Below are 17,764 nucleotides of genomic sequence, written 5' to 3'. Positions count from 1 at the left end.
ACCGGCGCCAAACGTAAAAAAGTGTGATCGATAGCAACTTAACTCCAAGCCGATGCGGAAGCTTGTTGCAATACGTTTAGGGTTGGCAGAAGTTAGGGGGAGCTATTAATTACGAACCATAAAATAATTAGCGCCACTCCAATCCCGGCGGGAACCGCGATTTATACCCTGGAATACTATGCTGATCCCATCAAAACTGAGCCGCCCGGTACGGCTGCAAAATACCGTGATCCGCGATCGCCTGCTGGCCAAACTGGCCAGCGCGGGCAACTATCGCCTGACACTGGTCAATTGCCCGGCGGGATACGGGAAAACCACGCTGATCGCCCAATGGGCGGCCGGCAAGGCCGATCTGGGCTGGTATTCGCTGGATGAGAGCGACAACCAGCCGGAGCGCTTCGCCAGCTACCTGATCGCCGCGCTGCAGCAGGCCAGCGGTGGCCGCTGCGTCAAGAGCGAGGCGCTGAGCCAGAAGCATCAGTACGCCAGCCTGTCGGCGCTGTTCGCCCAGCTGTTTATCGAGCTGGCCGACTGGCATCAGCCGCTGTACCTGGTGATCGACGACTACCACCTGATCACCAACGACGCCATCCACGAAGCCATGCGCTTTTTCCTGCGTCATCAGCCGGAAAACCTGACGCTGATCCTGCTCTCGCGCACCCTGCCGCCGCTCGGCATCGCCAACCTGCGGGTGCGCGATCAGCTGCTGGAAATGGGCACGCAGCAGCTGGCGTTCACCCACCAGGAAGCCAAACAATTCTTCGACTGCCGCCTGGCGGCGCCGATGGAACAGCAGGACAGCAGCCGCCTGTGCGACGAAGTCGAAGGCTGGGCCACCGCGCTGCAGCTGATCGCGCTGTCGGCCCGCCAGTCCGCCTCGTCGGCCCAACTGTCGGCCAAGCGCCTGGCGGGGCTGAACGCCAGTCACCTGTCCGATTACCTGGTAGACGAAGTGCTGGATCACGTCGATGCCGATGCGCGCGCCTTCCTGCTGCGCTGTTCGGTGCTGCGCTCGATGAACGACGCGCTGATCGTGCGCCTGACCGGCGAAGACAACGGCCAGCAACGGCTGGAGGAGCTGGAACGCCAGGGGCTGTTTATCCACCGCATGGACGACACCGGCGAATGGTTCAACTTCCACCCGCTGTTCGCCTCTTTCCTGCGCCAGCGTTGCCAGTGGGAACTGGCGCTGGAGCTGCCGGGATTGCACCGCGCCGCCGCCGAGGGCTGGCTGGCGCTGGGGTATCCGGCGGAGGCCATTCACCACGCGCTGGCGGCCAGCGACGTCAGCATGCTGCGCGATATCCTGCTGCAACACGCCTGGTCACTGTTCCACCACAGCGAGCTGGCCCTGCTGGAAGAGTGCCTCAACGCGCTGCCCTATGAGCGCCTGATCCAAAACCCCAAGCTGGCGCTGCTGCAGGCCTGGCTGGCGCAGAGCCAGCACCGCTACGGCGAGGTTAACACCCTGCTGGAGCGCGCCGAGCGCACCATGCGCGAACAGAAAATCGAGATAGACCAAACGCTGCACGCCGAGTTCGACGCCCTGCGCGCCCAGGTGGCGATCAACGCCGGCAAACCGGAAGAGGCCGAACGGCTGGCGACCGAAGCGTTGAAATTCCTGCCGCTGTCCAGCTATTACAGCCGCATCGTCGCCACCTCGGTGACCGGCGAAGTGCACCACTGCAAGGGCGAGCTGGCGCGCGCGCTGCCGATGATGCAGCAAACCGAGCAGATGGCGCGTCGCCATCAGGCCAACCATTACGCGCTCTGGGCGCTGCTGCAGCAGAGCGAAATCCTCATCGCCCAGGGCTTCCTACAGGCCGCTTACGAAACCCAGGACAAGGCGTTCGAACTGATCCGCGAGCAGCACCTGGAACAGCTGCCGATGCACGAGTTCCTGCTGCGCATTCGCGCCCAAATCCTGTGGTCGTGGTCGCGGCTGGACGAGGCGGAAGACGCGGCGCGCAGCGGGCTGAAAATCCTGGCGAACTACCAACCGCAACAGCAACTGCAGTGCATCGCCATGCTGGCCAAATGCTCGCTGGCGCGCGGCGATCTGGACAACGCCAATACGCATCTGCAGCGCTGCGAAACCCTGCTGCACGGCGCTCACTACCATCGCGACTGGCTGACCAACACCGACAAATCGCGGGTGATCCACTGGCAGATGACCGGCGACACCGCCGCCGCCGCCCAGTGGCTGCGCCACACCGAAAAGCCCGGCATGGCGGACAACCACTTCACGCAGGGCCAATGGCGCAACATCGCGCGGGTGCAGATCCTGCTCGGCCAGTATGACGAGGCCGGGGTGGTGCTGGATGAACTGAACGAAAATGCCCGTCGCCTGCGGCTGGTGAGCGATCTGAACCGCAATCTGCTGCTCAGCAACCAGCTGTACTGGCTGCAGGAGCGCAAGGGCGAAGCGCAGCAGGCGCTGATCGAAGCGCTGTCGCTGGCTAACCGCACCGGCTTTATCAGCCATTTCGTCATCGAAGGCGAAGCGATGGCACAGCAGCTGCGCCAGCTGATCCAGCTCAACACGCTGCCGGAGCTGGAGCAGCATCGCGCCCAGCGCATCCTGCGCGACATCAACCAGCATCATCGACACAAGTTCGCGCATTTTGACGAGAACTTTGTCGATAAGCTGCTGACCCACCCGCAGGTGCCGGAGCTGATCCGCACCAGCCCGCTCACCCAGCGCGAATGGCAGGTGCTGGGGCTGATCTATTCCGGTTACAGCAACGACCAGATCGCCGGCGAGCTGGACGTGGCGGCCACCACCATCAAGACGCACATCCGCAACCTGTACCAGAAGCTCGGCGTGGCCCATCGCCAGGAGGCGGTGCAGCAGGCGCAGCAGCTGCTGAAGATGATGGGGTACGGCGCCTGAGAGTCAGCGCTGGCCGTAATAGGCGCCGGCACCATGTTTGCGGCAGAAATGCTTCGCTAACAGGTGCTCATCGATCCGCCTCAGGCCGGGGTTAATACCCCGGCTAATCCACGCCATTTTCGCCACCTCCTCCAGCACCACGGCGTTATGCACCGCCTCATCCGGCGAGCAGCCCCAACTGAACGGACCATGCTGATACGCCAGAATACCGGGAACGTGCAACGGTTCACGTCCTTTCAAGGTTTCGATAATCACCCGACCGGTGTTCAGTTCATATTCCCGCGCCACCTCTTCCGCCGTCAGCGCGCGGGTACAAGGAATGTCGCCGGAAAAATAATCGGCGTGGGTGGTGCCGAACGCCGGTATCGCCTCCCCCGCCTGGGCCCAAGCAGTGGCATGGGTGGAATGCGTATGCACGACACCACCGAGCTGAGGAAATGCCCGGTATAGCGCCAAATGCGTCGGCGTATCGGATGAAGGCCGCAGCTGCCCCTCAACAACCTCTCCTCGCAGATTCACCACCACCATATCCTCAGCCTGCATCGTTTCATAAGGTACGCCGCTGGGTTTGATCACCATCAGCTTGCTGGCCCGATCGATGCCGCTGACATTGCCCCAGGTATAAGTCACCAGCCCGTGTTCAGGCAACGCCATATTGGCTTTGTAGACCTGCAATTTCAGTTGCTCCAGCATGCTCCCCCCCTATTTCCAACCCGGCCTCAGCCATACGTGCAACCACCCAAGCGCGTGCCTCCCGTACCGCTTGCAGAGGATCGGGTGCTTTCTCGCTCCACATTTCGAGCAGATAGGGGCCGCGATAGCCGCTCGCAAGCAACGTTTCGAAGCAGCGCGTGAAATCGACCACGCCTTCGCCGAACGGCACATTCTTAAACTCCCCCGGCCGCGTATCCTTAACGTGTACCGCCACGATATGTCCGCGCCCGGCCATGAGCTCCATCGGCACATCGTTGTCCCAGGCAGACAAGTTGCCGATATCCGGGTACAGCTGAAACCACGGGTTATTCAGGTAGTGGGCATAGCCCAGCGCCTTGCTGATCGAGTTCATCAGCGGATAGTCCATGATTTCCATCGCCAGCATGACCTGTGCACGGCTGGCCATCTCTACCGCCTGTACCAATCCGGCGCGGAACCGGGCGCGGGTCTGCGCAGTAGACTGCTGGTAATAAACGTCATACCCGGCCAGTTGGATCACCCGGATGCCGGTATCCTGCGCCAGCCGAATAGCTTTTCGCACGATCTCCAGTCCCCGGTCGCGCGTCGTGTCGTCTTCACTGCCCAACGGAAAACGCCGGTGGGCGCTGAGGCATAAAGAAGGGACGCGCACACCGCTGGCGGCAACGGCGCCGATCAGCGCCAGTCGCTGCTCGCTGTTCCAATCCAGCCGCGCCAGGCGGCCGTCGCTTTCATCGATCGACATTTCAACGAAATCGAATCCCAACTCACCCGCCAGTTGCAGGCGCGTCAGCCAATCCTCGCCCGGCGGCAACGCTTTCTCATAGATGCCCAACGGCACGGACTTGTGCAACATAACCGCTCCTCAGCCCCACCGCTGGGCGATGACACGTTTAAATTCCCGCGCCGCCGCGACCGGATCGGCGGCATCGCGAATGCTGCGTCCGGCGATAAAGACATGGATGGGGATCCCCTGGAACAGAGGCAAATCCTCCAGCGCCAGTCCGCCGGTGACCGTCACCTTAAAACCCATCTCGCTCAGGCGACGAACCGCGCGGATATCGTCATCGCTCCAGGATATCCCCGCCGCCTGCGCGTCACGGCTGCGGTGATACACCACCTGACCAATTCCCGCTTCACGCCACGCCTGCGCCTGTTCCCAGGTCCAGAACCCCGTCAGTTCTATCTGCACGTCACCACCGAACTCATGCGCCACCTGCAGGGCTCCCTTGGCCGTATTGATATCGGCACAGCAGATCACCGTGATCCAATCGGCATTCGCCTCGAAGCACATGCGCGCCAAAATTTGACCCGCATCGGCGATTTTTGCGTCCGCCAACACGATGCGATCCGGATACAGCGCTTTTAAATCGCGTACGGCTCGCACGCCTTCCGCCACGCACAAAATAGTGCCGACTTCGATGATGTCGACTTCGGCCGCGATCAGGCGAGTCGTGTCGTAAGCCGCAGCCATGGACAGATTATCCAGCGCCACCTGCAACATCGGTAAATGCGTGTTCATTGTTTGTCTCCTTCAATTCGCCGCCGCCGTAGACGTTTTGTCGATCAACGCCAATACCTCGCTCGCGTGGCGACAGGCCCGCAAGCGATCGAAATTCGCCTCATCTTCAAACAGGTTCACCACTTGCATGATCCCCACCTCCTGATGCGTTTTGGCGTCCACCGCCGCCATAGTGATCAAGATATCTATCGGATCGTTGTCCTCATCGCCGAAGCACACCGGCGTTTTCAAGGTGACCAAGGCGAAGCCGGTTTTCAGCACCCCTTCCTCCGGCCGACCATGCGGCATCGCCAGGCCGGGCGCCAACACGAAGTAAGGGCCGTGCCGTTCGACGCCGGCCAGAATGGCGTCGAAATAGCGAGGCTCCACCACGCCGGCGACCACCAGCAGATCGACCCCCAGCCGCACCGCCTGACGCCAGTCGGCAGCCTCCGCCTGCAGGTGAATAGCGTTGTTCTGCGCCAACGAATCGCTCAGCTTCATGACTCGCTCCTCACTGCTTCAAATCTTGCGGAAAATGCGCGCCGATGACGTCCATCAGCTTCGGACCGAAGTCCGCCGCCGAGAGCATATTGCGCACCCCAACTACGTATTTGTTGCCGCTGACGACGATTTCATCCGCGACATGGGTGGAAGCGATGATGATGTCAGCCCCATTCAGCTCGGATTTGTATTCCCCCACCGCACAGCTGTTGACCGAATGATCCACGCCTTGCTGCGTTAAAAATTGGTCGACTTTCATTTTCATGATCATGGAGCTGCCTTGTCCGCAACCGCACACCGCCAGGATTCGTACCGTCATAATCTGCACTCCTATTAACGTGACGCCGATTCAACCGATTGTTTTTCAGCATCTTCTTCCGCACGCAAGGTGCGTCCGGCGAAGAACATGTACAGCAGGGCGATAACGATCACCACGCCCATAAACCACAGGCCCAGACTCAGCCCTTGCATCAGCGGCGGCGCCAGAATCGACCAGTCCGCCATGCCCATCCAGGCGCTTAGCCCAGTCAGTTTGATGGCCCACACGCAGCCGAAGATCTCTATCATTCCCATCACCAGACAGATCTTCATCGCCGCACGCCAGCCACCAAAGTGGTTAGCGAATACGCCGATGGTGGCGTTAGAAAAGAACATGGGAATGAAACCGGGAATAATCATGATGGAAGAGCCGAGCGCTAACAGTATGCCGACGGCGATCAGTTGGCCGATGGTGCCCCACATAAAGCCCCATACCACGGCGTTGGGCGCGAAGCTATAAATGGCGGCACAGTCGATGGCCAGTACCGCGCCGGGGATCAGACGTTGGGAAATCCCATTGAAGGCCTCGGTCAATTCGGCGACGAACATGCGCACGCCCTGCACGATGATGAAAATCGCCACCGCGAACATCAGCCCGGTTTGCAGGATATAGATGCTCCAGTGGGTTTTACCGGCCATCGCCTGCAGAGTGTCCAAGCCGAACGAGCACAGAATGATGCCGAAAAACAGCGTCATCACGATGGCGGTAGACACGATGTTGTCATGGAAAATGTTCAGCCACCCGGGCAGCTTCAGATCTTCCACGCTGTCCTCTTTTTTACCGAGATACGGTGCGGCCTTATACGCCAGCCACGAAGCGAACTGCTGTTGGTGCCCGATCGAGAAACCGCTGTTTTCCGTTACCGCCTGCGTCGGTTTGAACATCATGTTGGAGGTGATGCCCCAGTACAATGAAGCCAAGAGCGCACTGCACAATACCGTCGTCCACATGCCGTAACCCAGAATGTAGAAAAATACCGCGATCAGCCCAACCTGCTGAAACATGATGTGGCCGGTGAGCATAATGGTACGAATACCGGTAATACGCCGCAGCAGTACGTAGAGAATGTTCAGCGCCAATGCCAGCAATACCGCGTAGCCGACCCAGCTGTAGGCGTCCCCCATACGTTCGATGGTGGCCATCATCGAAGCATAGGTGTCCGAAATCGCCCCGTTGATGCCGTATACCTCGGACAACTTCGCCACAACGGGTTTGAACGTGCCGGTCAGGATGCCGGAACCGGCTTGCAGCAACATGAAACCGATAATGGTTTTGATCGTGCCTTTGATAATGACCGCCGCGCTTTTGCGCAGCAACGTGTAACCCAGCAGCGTAACCAGCCCCAACAGCAGCGGCGCATTGGTCATCACCTGGTTAAAAAAGACGGTGAATATGGTGTAAAGAGTTTCCATACGGCTCTCCCGAAAAGGTTGGCATGCAGGTAACGCCTTCACCATACCAATCACAAGAAATCACAAAAAGATCATTAATGATTATTTGTGAACAACCTCGCAAGTTAAAAATCAATTCCACTAACATTCAATGAATTAGACAGCTTACATTTCATTACTCATTGAATTTAATAGCAGTTAATCAAACAAAAAGGAGATAGAAGGACGGCGCAGCACGTAAATCCGGCGGTGTTAACGTGTATTTCGATCGTTGTCAGTTGAAAAAAACGGTGCTAGATTCGATCAAAACAAATCACATAAAATCTTTAAATGATTATTTGTGATTGCATTATCACCACCAACGAGGAACGACCCATGAGTAAAGTCAACGACATCACCCGCGAATCCTGGATATTGAACACCTTTCCCGAATGGGGCACCTGGCTGAACGAAGAGATAGAGCAGGAGAACGTCGCGCCCGGCACTTTCGCCATGTGGTGGCTGGGCTGTACCGGCATCTGGCTCAAGTCTGAAGAAGGCGCCAACCTGTGCGTCGATTTTTGGTGCGGCACCGGCAAGCAAAGTCACGGCAACCCACTGATGAAAACCGGCCACCAAATGCAGCGAATGGCAGGGGTGCGCAAGCTGCAGCCTAACCTGCGCACTACCCCATTCGTACTGGATCCCTTCGCAATTACCCAGCTCGACGCCATCTTGGCCACGCACGACCACAACGATCACATCGATGTGAACGTCGCCGCGGCGGTGTTGAAAAATTGCGCCGCCACCGTTCCGTTTATCGGACCGCAAAGCTGCGTGGATATCTGGATTGGCTGGGGTGTGCCGCCTGAGCGCTGCATCACCGTCAAACCTGGCGACGTGATAAAAATCAAAGACATTGAAATTCATGCGCTGGACGCCTTCGATCGCACGGCGCTCATCACACTGCCGGTGGAACAAAAAGCGGCGGGCGTCCTGCCGGACGGCATGGACCTGCGGGCGGTCAACTACCTGTTCAAAACGCCGGGCGGCAACCTTTATCACAGCGGCGATTCCCACTACTCCAACTATTACGCCAAGCACGGCAACGATCATCAGATCGATGTCGCCCTCGGTTCCTACGGCGAGAACCCGCGCGGCATTACCGACAAGATGACCAGCGCCGACATCTTGCGCATGGCGGAATCGCTGAACGCCAAGGTCGTTATCCCCTTCCACCATGACATATGGTCGAATTTCCAGGCGGATCCGCAGGAAATTCGCGTGCTGTGGGAAATGAAGAAAGACCGGCTCAAATACGGTTTTAAACCGTTTATCTGGCAGGTTGGCGGCAAGTTCATCTGGCCGCAGGATAAAGACAATCTGGAGTACCACTACCCGCGCGGTTTCGATGATTGCTTCACCCTCGAACCCGATCTGCCCTTCAAGTCTTTCTTGTAATCCACCGGTGTTGCATACGGATGCGCGCTTTTGAACGGGAATGATTCAAATCGTCAAACGGCGCGCATATAATCATAGGCAACGACGTTTTCTCTCTCCGACGGAGCCCGCATGACAGAGTCCCAACGCCACAACGCCATTCTCGATCTCTTGCAGCGCAAGGGGCAAATCTCCGTGGCGGACGTCATCGCGGCGTTTGACATCTCTCCGGCCACCGCGCGCCGGGACATCAACAAGCTGAATGAAATCGGCAAATTGCGCAAAGTACGCAACGGCGCCGAAGCCACACAAACTCCGCGTCCGGCCTGGACGCCACTCAATATCCACCAAACCCAGCACCTCGATGAAAAAATGCGCATTGCGGCGGCCGCGGCACAGCTCTGTCAGCCGGGTGAAAGCGTGGTGATCAACTGCGGCTCCACCGCATTTCTGTTGGGCCGTGAAATTTGCGGCAAGCCGGTTCAGGTGATCACCAATTACCTGCCGCTGGCCAATTACCTGATCGATCAGGAACACGACAGCGTGGTGATCATGGGAGGCCAGTACAACAAGACTCTGTCGATTACCCTGGCACCTCAGGACGGCGACGCAACCCTGTACGCCGGGCACTGGATGTTCACCAGCGGTATCGGCCTCACCGCTGACGGTCTGTATAAAACCGATATGCTGACCGCGATGGCAGAACAGAAGATGCTCAACTACGTCGGTAAACTGGTGGTGCTGGTCGACAGCAGCAAAGTCGGCCAACGGGCCGGCATGCTGTTCAGCCGCACCGAGCAAATCGCTATGGTGATCACCGGCCGCGCCGCCGATCCGGCGATCGTTGAGCAACTGCGTCAACAAGGGGTAGAAGTGCTGCTGGTGTGACAAAACCACAACCTTGCTCTGGTCTTAAACGCCGCCGAGTTGGTTACAATAGCGGCGTCCCCCAATTACGAGGCAGTCAGCAGTATGGAACAGTTCGAAGCGATCAACGTTGAGCAGGCGTACACCCGCTGGAAAGAGGGCAGCACCGCCCTGGTCGACATCCGCGATCCGCAAAGTTTTGAAGCCGGGCATACGCCGGGCGCCTTTCACCTCACCAACGCCACCCTGTCGGCCTTTATGCAGCAAAACGACTTCGAGCGGCCGGTGATGGTGATGTGCTACCACGGCAACAGCAGCCGCAGCGCGGCGCAATACCTGCTGCACCAGGGGTTCGACGCGGTCTACAGCATCGACGGCGGTTTCGAAGCCTGGGCCCGCCAGTACCCGCAAGACGTGGAAACCTCTGCCTGATCCCCGCCGCCCGCTGCGCATCGGCGGGCTTTCCCTTCGATTTTATGCGCGTTTTCGCGGGTTTTTCGCAGATCCGTTTGCCAGCGCTCAGGATTTCGACGTTATAATCGGCCGTCAGGGTCATCGGCGAGCAAGCCGCGGCCAAAATCATTCACTTACGACGGAAGAGCAATGGTTAGAGTAATCGCCATATCCAACCCGCGCCTGGCGCTGGCCTTTGTCGACTATATGGCGACCCAGGGCATCCGGCTTGAGCTGCGCAACAGCGGCGAGGCGGCGGAAATCTGGCTGGCCGACGACAGCCACCTCGAGCAGGTGCAACACGAGCTGCAGCAGTTTCTGGTCGATCCGCTCAACCGCCGTTATCAGGCCGCCAGTTGGCAGACCGGCCATACCGACGCCGGCCTGCACTATCAGAGCGAATCCTACCTGCACACCCTACGCAGCAAGGCCGGGCCGCTGACGCTCGGCGTGATGGTACTGTGCATCGCGGTCTACATCCTGATGCAGGCGCTGGGTGACGATACCGTGATGTACTGGCTCTCCTGGCCGCAAGACAGCAGCCAATACACGCAGCTGTGGCGCTGGGTCAGCCATGCGTTCCTGCACTTCTCCCTGCTGCATATTCTGTTTAACCTGATGTGGTGGTGGTATCTCGGCGGCCAGATGGAAAAACGCCTCGGCGCCGGCAAGCTGTTCGTGCTGGCGGTAGTGTCGGCCTTCTTCAGCGGCTGGGCACAGTCGCTGTTCAGCGGCGCGCTGTTCGGCGGGCTTTCCGGCGTGGTCTATGCGCTGATGGGCTATGTGTGGCTGACGGGTGAACGGGCGCCGGAGCGCGGCCTGATGCTGCCGCGCGGCCTGATGGTGTTCTCGGTGCTGTGGCTGGTGGCCGGATATTTCGATATTTTAGGAATGTCGATCGCCAACGCGGCACACGTAGCCGGTTTAGTGTTAGGGTTATTGATGGCATTTTGGGATACGCGTCATCGCGCACACAACGAACAATAACAGCCGGGAGCTGTGTCCAGCGGGCATAGCGGGCGTTTTAGGGGATTATCGTGAAGCAAACACAGCGTCATGACGCAATTATCGAACTGGTGCGCCTGCAGGGTTACGTCAGCACGGAAGAGCTGGTCGAACATTTTGACGTCAGCCCGCAAACGATTCGCCGCGATTTGAATGACCTGGCCGACCAGAACAAGATCCAGCGTCACCACGGCGGCGCGGCGCTGCCTTCCAGCTCGGTCAACGCTGCCTATAACGATCGCAAGGTAATGTGGTCGGAAGAGAAAGCCCGCATCGCGCAGCGCGTCGCCAGCCAGATCCCGGACGGCGCCACGCTGTTCATCGATATTGGCACCACGCCGGAAGCGGTGGCCCATGCGCTGATGAACCACAAGAACCTGCGCGTGGTCACCAACAACCTCAACGTCGCCACCCTGCTGACCGCCAAGGAAGACTTCCGCCTGATCCTGGCCGGCGGCGAAGTGCGCACCCGCGACGGCGGCATCATGGGCGAAGCCACCCTGGACTTCATCTCTCAATTCCGTCTCGATTACGGCATTCTCGGCATCAGCGGCATCGATATGGACGGCTCGCTGCTCGAATTCGACTATCACGAAGTGCGCACCAAACGCGCGATTATCGAAAATTCCCGCTGTGTGATGCTGGTGACCGACCACTCCAAATTCGGCCGCAACGCCATGGTCAACCTGGGCAACATGAATCTGATCGACTACCTGTTTACCGATCAGTTACCGCCGCCGAGCGTGATGAAAATCATCGAACAGTACGACGTGCAGCTGGAACTGTGCTGATCCGCTGTTAACCTGCGGGGCGCGCCGCCGCCCCGTTTCCTGCCCGTGCCCCCCTTATCGACAGCCGTTTGCGCGCTCGCGCCATATCCATATCATTTATGTGACTATCATCACCAAACTGTTACCTCTATCACGCCTAAATGTTTTTGTTTGGTTAAGTCTTGGCTTGCCTGTTGGTTTTTGATTACAATCATGAGCGAAAACGAACATGAAAGAGCTATTTCGAACATCTGGAGGAAGATGACGTGGAAACCAAAGACTTGATCGTTATCGGTGGCGGCATCAACGGTGCCGGCATCGCGGCGGATGCTGCCGGGCGCGGGCTGTCGGTACTGCTACTGGAAGCGCAAGACTTGGCCTGTGCTACGTCTTCCGCCAGTTCCAAACTGATCCACGGTGGCCTGCGCTACCTGGAACACTACGAATTCCGTCTGGTGAGCGAAGCGCTGGCCGAGCGTGAAGTGCTGCTGAAGCTGGCGCCACACATCGCGTTCCCGATGCGTTTCCGCCTGCCGCACCAGCCGCACCTGCGTCCGGCCTGGATGATCCGTATCGGCCTGTTCCTGTACGATCACCTGGGCAAACGCACCAGCCTGCCGGGCAGCAAGGGTTTGCGCTTTGGACCAGAGTCGGTGCTGAAGCCAGAACTGAAGCGCGGTTTCGAATATTCCGACTGCTGGGTTGACGATGCTCGCCTGGTCGTGCTGAACGCGCAGGAAGTGGAAAAACGCGGCGGCGAAGTGCGCACCCGCACCAAAGTGACCCGCGCATGGCGTGAAAACGGCCTGTGGATGGTGGAAGCGGTCGATATCGACAGCGGCAAAACCTTCACCTGGCGCGCCAAAGGCCTGGTGAACGCCACCGGCCCGTGGGTGAAAAACTTCTTCGACGACGGCCTGAAGCTGAAATCGCCTTACGGCATCCGTCTGATTAAAGGCAGCCACATTGTGGTGCCGCGCGTGCACGATCAGCCGCAGTCTTACATTCTGCAGAACGAAGACCACCGCATCGTGTTCGTGATCCCGTGGAATGACGAGTTCTCCATCATCGGTACCACCGACGTGGAGTACAAAGGCGATCCGAAGGACGTGAAGATCGACGAGAACGAAATCGCTTATCTGCTGAAAGTGTACAACGATCACTTCAAGAAGCAGCTGGGCCGCGACGACATCGTCTGGACTTACTCCGGCGTGCGTCCGCTGTGCGACGACGAATCCGATTCACCGCAGGCGATCACCCGCGATTACACGCTGGACGTGCACGACGAACAAGGCAAGGCGCCGCTGCTGTCGGTCTTCGGCGGCAAGCTGACCACCTACCGCAAGCTGGCCGAACATGCGATGGAAAAACTGGCCCACTACTACCCAGGCTGCGGCCCGGCGTGGACCAAAAACGCCACGCTGCCGGGCGGTGACATCGAAGGCGACCGCGACAGCTACGCGGCCAAACTGCGCCGTGCGCACGGCTGGCTGCCGGAAGCCCTGGCGCGCCGCTATGCCCGCACCTACGGCAGCCAGAGCGAGCTGATCCTGGCCGGCGCCAACGGCCTCGCCGATCTGGGCGAAGATTTCGGCCACGGTCTGTATGAAGCCGAGCTGCGCTACCTGACCGAGAAAGAGTGGGTCGTAGAGCTGGCCGACGCCATCTGGCGCCGCACCAAGCTGGGTATGTGGCTGGACGAAGCGCAGCAGGCGCGAGTGAAAGCCTGGCTGGCAGAACACGCGAAAACGAAAGCGCTGTCTCTGGCTTCCTGAGCCGCAGCGTAACGAAAAAGGGCCGGTTATCCGGCCCTTTTCTTTGCTTTTCCCCGCACGTTTACAGCTTCACCGGCTTAATGTGCCAGATTTCATCCGCGTATTCCTGAATGGTGCGATCGGATGAGAAGTAGCCCATGTTGGCGATATTCAGCACCGCGCGCCGCGTCCATTCGTCCTGATTGAGATAGACCTCGTCCACCTTATCCTGCGTGTCCACATAGCTGCGGTAATCCGCCAACAGCTGATAGTGGTCGCCGAGGTTGACCAGCGAGTCGAACAAATTGCCATAGCGTTTCGGCTCTTCCGGGCTGAACACGCCGGTGGCGATCTGCGTCAGCGCCTGATGCAACTCTGGGTCTTGCTCATAGTACTGGCGCGGGTTGTAACCGTTGCGGCGCAGCTCCTCGACCTGCTCGGCGGTATTGCCGAAGATAAAGATGTTCTCCTCCCCCACGTGCTCGCGCATCTCGACGTTGGCGCCGTCCAGCGTGCCGATGGTCAGCGCGCCGTTCAGCGCGAACTTCATATTGCTGGTGCCCGAGGCCTCGGTGCCCGCCAGCGAGATCTGCTCCGACAGATCCGCCGCCGGGATAATGATCTGCGCCAGGCTGACGCCGTAGTTCGGAATGAACACCACCTTCAGCTGGGTATGCACACGCGGATCGTTGTTGATCACTTTGGCCACGTCGTTGATCAAGCGAATGATCTGCTTGGCGGCATAGTAGGCCGAGGCCGCCTTGCCGGCGAAGATCACCACCCGCGGCACGCGCTCGATCTCCGGATCGTCCAGCAAACGGTTATACAGCGTGATGACGTGCAGCACGTTGAGCAGCTGCCGTTTGTACTCGTGGATGCGCTTGATCTGCACGTCGAACAACGCGTCCGGGTTGACCACCACGTTGAGCGTTTTAGCGATGTACAACGCCAGCCGCTCCTTGTTCTGCCGCTTGGCGCGCTGTACCGCCTGCAGGAAGCTCGGGTAATCGATATTGGCCTGGATCTCGCTCAGCTGGCTGAGATCGGTGCGCCAGGTTTGGCCGATGCAGTCGTCCAGCACCGCCGCCAGCGGCGGGTTGGCCAACGCCAACCAACGACGCGGCGTCACTCCATTGGTTTTGTTGCAGAAACGATTGGGGAACAGCCGGGCGAAGTCGGCAAACAGCGACTGCACCATCAGTTCGGAATGCAGGGCGGAAACGCCGTTGACCTTGTGGCTGGCCACCACCGCCAGCCACGCCATGCGCACCCGGCGGCCGTTGGTTTCGTCGATAATCGAGACCCGCGCCAGCAGGTCGTTGTCGCCCGGCGCCACTTCCTGCACCATCTTGAGGAAGTGATCGTTGATTTCGAAAATCAGCTGCAAATGGCGCGGCAAGATGCGGCCTATCATGTCCAGCGGCCAGGTTTCCAGCGCCTCGCTCATCAGCGTGTGGTTGGTGTAAGAGAACACCTGTTCCACCACTTCCCAGGCGTCGAGCCACTTGAATTTGTGCTCGTCGATCAGCCGGTGCATCAGCTCGGGAATCGACAATACCGGGTGGGTGTCATTGAGGTGAATGGCGATCTTGTCCGCCAGGTTGTCGAAGGTTTTGTGCATCAGCCAATGGCGGTTGAGGATGTCCTGCACCGTGGCCGACACCAGGAAATACTCCTGCCGCAGCCGCAGCTCGCGCCCGGAGGAGGTCGAGTCGTCCGGATACAACACGCGCGACACGTTCTCCGAGTGGTTTTTATCCTCCACCGCGGCGAAGTAATCGCCCTGGTTGAACTTACCGAGGTTGATCTCATTACTGGCCTGCGCGCCCCACAACCGCAGGGTGTTGGTGGCGTCGGTGTCGAAGCCGGGGATCACCTGATCGTAAGCGATGGCCACGACCTCTTCGGTCTCCAGCCAGCGCGCCTTGGCACCCTCCTGCTGCACGCGGCCGCCGAAGCGCACCTTGTAGCGGGTGTTATGGCGCGGAAACTCCCACGGATTGCCGTACTCGAGCCAGTAGTCCGGCGACTCCATCTGTTGGCCGTTGACGATGTTCTGCTTGAACATGCCGTATTCATAGCGAATACCGTAGCCGCGCCCCGGCAGCGCCAGCGTGGCCAGCGAGTCGAGGAAGCAGGCCGCCAGCCGGCCCAGACCGCCGTTGCCGAGGCCGGGGTCGTTCTCCTCCTCCAGCAGCTCCGCCAGGTTCAGCCCCATCTCGTTGAGCGCGTTGTCGATATCCTGATAGATGCCCATCGACAGCAGCGCGTTCGACAGGGTGCGGCCGATCAGGAACTCCATCGACAGGTAATACACCTGCCGCACGTCCTGCGACAGCTGGGCGCGGTTGGAGCGCAGCCAGCGCTCCACCATGCGATCGCGCACCGCGAACAGCACGGCGTTCAGCCAATCGTGCCGGTTGGCGATGGCCGGATCCTTGCCGACGATAAACATCAGCTTATAGGCGATGGAGTGTTTCAGCGCTTCCACACTGACCGTAGGTGAGGTGTAACTAAACGGTGAAGTCATGGCTTTTTAATCCCTTGTAGGGAGCCCCGCCATTCGCCGCGGAATAGCGGGCTCCGCTGAACATGGACGCGGTACGCCGCGCCCCGACAATCTACCCTTACGGCTGCCCGCCGTGCGTCAACCCGAGACGCGAAACGCGGGCTACAAACGTTGATAAAGCGATAAATACTCTTTCGCCGCCACCGGCCAGCCAAAGTCCACGCTCATGGCGTGACGCTGAACGTGGCGCCAGTGTTTCGGCCGGCTCCACAGCACCATGGCGCGGCGGATGGCGTTGCCCAGCGCAACGGCGTCGCAATCGTCGAACACGAATCCGCTGGCGGTGCCGTCGGCCAGGTTCTCCAGCGCGCAGTCCACCACCGTGTCCGCCAGCCCGCCGGTGCGGCGCACCAGCGGCAGCGTGCCGTACTTCAGGCCGTAGAGCTGCGTCAGGCCGCAGGGCTCGAAGCGGCTCGGCACCAGAATCACGTCGGCGCCGCCGATGATGCGGTGGGAGAAGGATTCGTGGTAGCCGATCTGCACGCCAACCTGCTCGGGATAATCGGCGGCGGCGGCCAGAAACGCCTGTTGCAGCACCGCGTCGCCGGCGCCCAGCAGCGCCAGCTGCCCGCCCTGCGCCAGCAGTTCAGGCAACGCCTGCAGCACCAGATCCAGGCCTTTTTGGCTGGTCAACCGGCTCACCACCGCGAACACCGGCAGCGATTCGTCCACCTTCAGCCCCATGGCCTTTTGCAGATGCAGCTTGTTTTTGACCTTGCTTTTCAGATCGTCGGCGTCGTAGCGGGTACTCAGCCGCGGGTCGTGGGCCGGATCCCAAATCTTGTCGTCCACCCCGTTGAGGATGCCGCTCAGCCTCCCCTGCCGCTGCCGTTCCTGCAGCAGCCCCTCCATGCCGTAGCCGAACTCCGGCCGGGTGATCTCGCGCGCATAGGTCGGGCTGACGGCGGTCACATGGTCGGCATAAAACAGCCCGGCCTTGAGGAACGACATCTGGCCGTAAAACTCCAGGCCGTAGACATCGTAAAACGACGCCGGCAGCCACAGCTCGGTCACGTGATGGCCGGAGAACAGCCCCTGATAGGCCAGGTTGTGTACGGTGAACACCGAACGCGCCGGGTGGCCGTTGGCGGCCAGATAGGCGCAGCTCAGGCCGGCGTGCCAGTCGTGGGCGTGCACCAGCTGCGGGCGCCAGTAGCGATCCAGCCCCTTGGCCAGCTCGCAGGCCATCCAGCCTAGCAGCGCAAAGCGGCGGTGATTGTCGGGGTAGGCGTACATGGATTGGTCGTGGTACGGGCTGCCCGGCCGGTCATACAGCCAGGGCGCATCGATCAGGTAAATGCCCACGCCATGATAGGTGCCGTAACGCAGGCCCACCCGGCCGGCGAACGAATCGATTTCCGCCACCAGCACGGTGTCCGGAATGCCGTTGCGTACGTCAGGGAAAGCGGGTAAGAGCACCCGAACATCGGCGCCTTCGGCGATTTGCGCCGCCGGCAGTGCGCCAACCACGTCTGCGAGTCCGCCCGTTTTCAGCAGGGGGAACATTTCAGAACATACGTGTAAGACCTGCATTATCACTCCTGAAAGTCGGCCGAAGGCCTCTGGATAAGAAATAAAGCAGGCTTGCCGCTGTTATGTTTGCCGCGTTGCGCAAGCCATCGAACC

At 59.8% G+C, this 17,764-nt stretch carries 15 protein-coding genes; 7 read left to right on the top strand and 8 right to left on the bottom strand.

The window, feature by feature from the left end; translation table 11 throughout:
* Positions 1–178 precede the first annotated feature (178 nt).
* Positions 179–2,893, top strand: coding sequence for an HTH-type transcriptional regulator MalT (gene malT, locus FUU19_RS04760; RefSeq protein ID WP_049272756.1), 2,715 nt, complete (start codon positions 179–181; stop codon positions 2,891–2,893).
* Positions 2,894–2,896: 3 nt separating this feature from the next.
* On the opposite strand, the gene FUU19_RS04755 is transcribed toward malT, so the two are convergent.
* The 6 genes from FUU19_RS04755 to ulaA are packed head-to-tail and all read right to left on the bottom strand — an operon-like array spanning position 2,897 to position 7,322.
* The gene (locus tag FUU19_RS04755; protein ID WP_141973075.1) at positions 2,897–3,583 is read right to left on the bottom strand and encodes an L-ribulose-5-phosphate 4-epimerase; all 687 of its coding nucleotides are present in this window, start codon (positions 3,581–3,583) and stop codon (positions 2,897–2,899) included.
* On the bottom strand, positions 3,534–4,442 hold the full coding sequence (locus FUU19_RS04750; protein WP_141972114.1) for an L-ribulose-5-phosphate 3-epimerase: 909 nt from the start codon (positions 4,440–4,442) through the stop codon (positions 3,534–3,536). Before FUU19_RS04750 ends, FUU19_RS04755 begins: the two co-directional genes overlap by 50 nt.
* Before the next feature lie 9 nt (positions 4,443–4,451).
* Positions 4,452–5,108 carry a 3-keto-L-gulonate-6-phosphate decarboxylase UlaD gene (locus tag FUU19_RS04745; protein ID WP_055316951.1) on the bottom strand — a complete coding sequence of 219 codons (657 nt, stop codon included), beginning with the start codon at positions 5,106–5,108 and terminating at the stop codon, positions 4,452–4,454.
* 12 nt (positions 5,109–5,120) lie between these two features.
* Positions 5,121–5,591, bottom strand: a complete 471-nt coding sequence (gene ulaC, locus FUU19_RS04740) for a PTS ascorbate transporter subunit IIA (protein ID WP_230489978.1) — start codon at positions 5,589–5,591, stop codon at positions 5,121–5,123.
* Positions 5,592–5,601: 10 nt separating this feature from the next.
* Entirely contained in the window at positions 5,602–5,910 is a 309-nt protein-coding gene (gene ulaB / locus FUU19_RS04735; protein WP_047729673.1) for a PTS ascorbate transporter subunit IIB, read from the bottom strand.
* Positions 5,911–5,924: 14 nt separating this feature from the next.
* Positions 5,925–7,322, bottom strand: coding sequence for a PTS ascorbate transporter subunit IIC (gene ulaA, locus FUU19_RS04730; protein ID WP_060424498.1), 1,398 nt, complete (start codon positions 7,320–7,322; stop codon positions 5,925–5,927).
* 354 nt (positions 7,323–7,676) lie between these two features.
* On the opposite strand from ulaA, the gene ulaG reads away from it, so the two are divergent.
* The 6 genes from ulaG to glpD all read left to right on the top strand — a co-directional run bounded on the left by ulaG (position 7,677) and on the right by glpD (position 13,590).
* Complete coding sequence (gene ulaG, locus FUU19_RS04725; protein ID WP_089196335.1) at positions 7,677–8,741, top strand: L-ascorbate 6-phosphate lactonase; 1,065 nt, start codon at positions 7,677–7,679, stop codon at positions 8,739–8,741.
* 111 nt (positions 8,742–8,852) lie between these two features.
* Complete coding sequence (ulaR, locus tag FUU19_RS04720; RefSeq protein WP_230489977.1) at positions 8,853–9,608, top strand: HTH-type transcriptional regulator UlaR; 756 nt, start codon at positions 8,853–8,855, stop codon at positions 9,606–9,608.
* An 84-nt stretch (positions 9,609–9,692) separates the two neighbouring features.
* Complete coding sequence (gene glpE / locus FUU19_RS04715) at positions 9,693–10,019, top strand: thiosulfate sulfurtransferase GlpE (protein ID WP_230489976.1); 327 nt, start codon at positions 9,693–9,695, stop codon at positions 10,017–10,019.
* 171 nt (positions 10,020–10,190) lie between these two features.
* Complete coding sequence (gene glpG / locus FUU19_RS04710) at positions 10,191–11,027, top strand: rhomboid family intramembrane serine protease GlpG (protein ID WP_141972107.1); 837 nt, start codon at positions 10,191–10,193, stop codon at positions 11,025–11,027.
* Positions 11,028–11,077: 50 nt separating this feature from the next.
* Positions 11,078–11,836, top strand: a complete 759-nt coding sequence (locus FUU19_RS04705) for a DeoR/GlpR family transcriptional regulator (protein ID WP_004930797.1) — start codon at positions 11,078–11,080, stop codon at positions 11,834–11,836.
* A gap of 245 nt (positions 11,837–12,081) precedes the next feature.
* Positions 12,082–13,590, top strand: a complete 1,509-nt coding sequence (gene glpD, locus FUU19_RS04700; protein WP_141972105.1) for a glycerol-3-phosphate dehydrogenase — start codon at positions 12,082–12,084, stop codon at positions 13,588–13,590.
* 61 nt (positions 13,591–13,651) lie between these two features.
* Here the strand turns inward: glpD and glgP are convergent, their stop codons facing one another.
* Positions 13,652–16,099 (bottom strand): glycogen phosphorylase, encoded by a 2,448-nt coding sequence (gene glgP / locus FUU19_RS04695; protein WP_197834518.1) that lies wholly within the window; start codon positions 16,097–16,099, stop codon positions 13,652–13,654.
* A 141-nt stretch (positions 16,100–16,240) separates the two neighbouring features.
* Positions 16,241–17,671: a glycogen synthase GlgA gene (gene glgA / locus FUU19_RS04690; protein ID WP_141972101.1), complete on the bottom strand. Its 1,431-nt coding sequence runs from the start codon at positions 17,669–17,671 to the stop codon at positions 16,241–16,243.
* Positions 17,672–17,764 lie beyond the last annotated feature (93 nt).

The sequence above is a fragment of the Serratia montpellierensis genome (assembly GCF_020858655.1).
GTDB classification, from domain to species: Bacteria; Pseudomonadota; Gammaproteobacteria; order Enterobacterales; family Enterobacteriaceae; genus Serratia; species Serratia montpellierensis.
Note: the sequence above shows the minus strand (reverse complement) of the source record. Positions and strands in the feature narration are given on the sequence as shown.

What these genes read in the sequence shown, in the direction of transcription:
- malT (WP_049272756.1), top strand. Translation starts at nt 179, where the DNA reads ATGCTGATCCCATCAAAACTGAGCCGCCCGGTACGGCTGCAAAATACC.
- FUU19_RS04750 (WP_141972114.1), bottom strand. Translation starts at nt 4,442, where the DNA reads ATGTTGCACAAGTCCGTGCCGTTGGGCATCTATGAGAAAGCGTTGCCG.
- FUU19_RS04745 (WP_055316951.1), bottom strand. Translation starts at nt 5,108, where the DNA reads ATGAACACGCATTTACCGATGTTGCAGGTGGCGCTGGATAATCTGTCC.
- ulaC (WP_230489978.1), bottom strand. Translation starts at nt 5,591, where the DNA reads ATGAAGCTGAGCGATTCGTTGGCGCAGAACAACGCTATTCACCTGCAG.
- ulaB (WP_047729673.1), bottom strand. Translation starts at nt 5,910, where the DNA reads ATGACGGTACGAATCCTGGCGGTGTGCGGTTGCGGACAAGGCAGCTCC.
- ulaA (WP_060424498.1), bottom strand. Translation starts at nt 7,322, where the DNA reads ATGGAAACTCTTTACACCATATTCACCGTCTTTTTTAACCAGGTGATG.
- ulaG (WP_089196335.1), top strand. Translation starts at nt 7,677, where the DNA reads ATGAGTAAAGTCAACGACATCACCCGCGAATCCTGGATATTGAACACC.
- ulaR (WP_230489977.1), top strand. Translation starts at nt 8,853, where the DNA reads ATGACAGAGTCCCAACGCCACAACGCCATTCTCGATCTCTTGCAGCGC.
- glpE (WP_230489976.1), top strand. Translation starts at nt 9,693, where the DNA reads ATGGAACAGTTCGAAGCGATCAACGTTGAGCAGGCGTACACCCGCTGG.
- glpG (WP_141972107.1), top strand. Translation starts at nt 10,191, where the DNA reads ATGGTTAGAGTAATCGCCATATCCAACCCGCGCCTGGCGCTGGCCTTT.
- glgP (WP_197834518.1), bottom strand. Translation starts at nt 16,099, where the DNA reads ATGACTTCACCGTTTAGTTACACCTCACCTACGGTCAGTGTGGAAGCG.
- glgA (WP_141972101.1), bottom strand. Translation starts at nt 17,671, where the DNA reads ATGCAGGTCTTACACGTATGTTCTGAAATGTTCCCCCTGCTGAAAACG.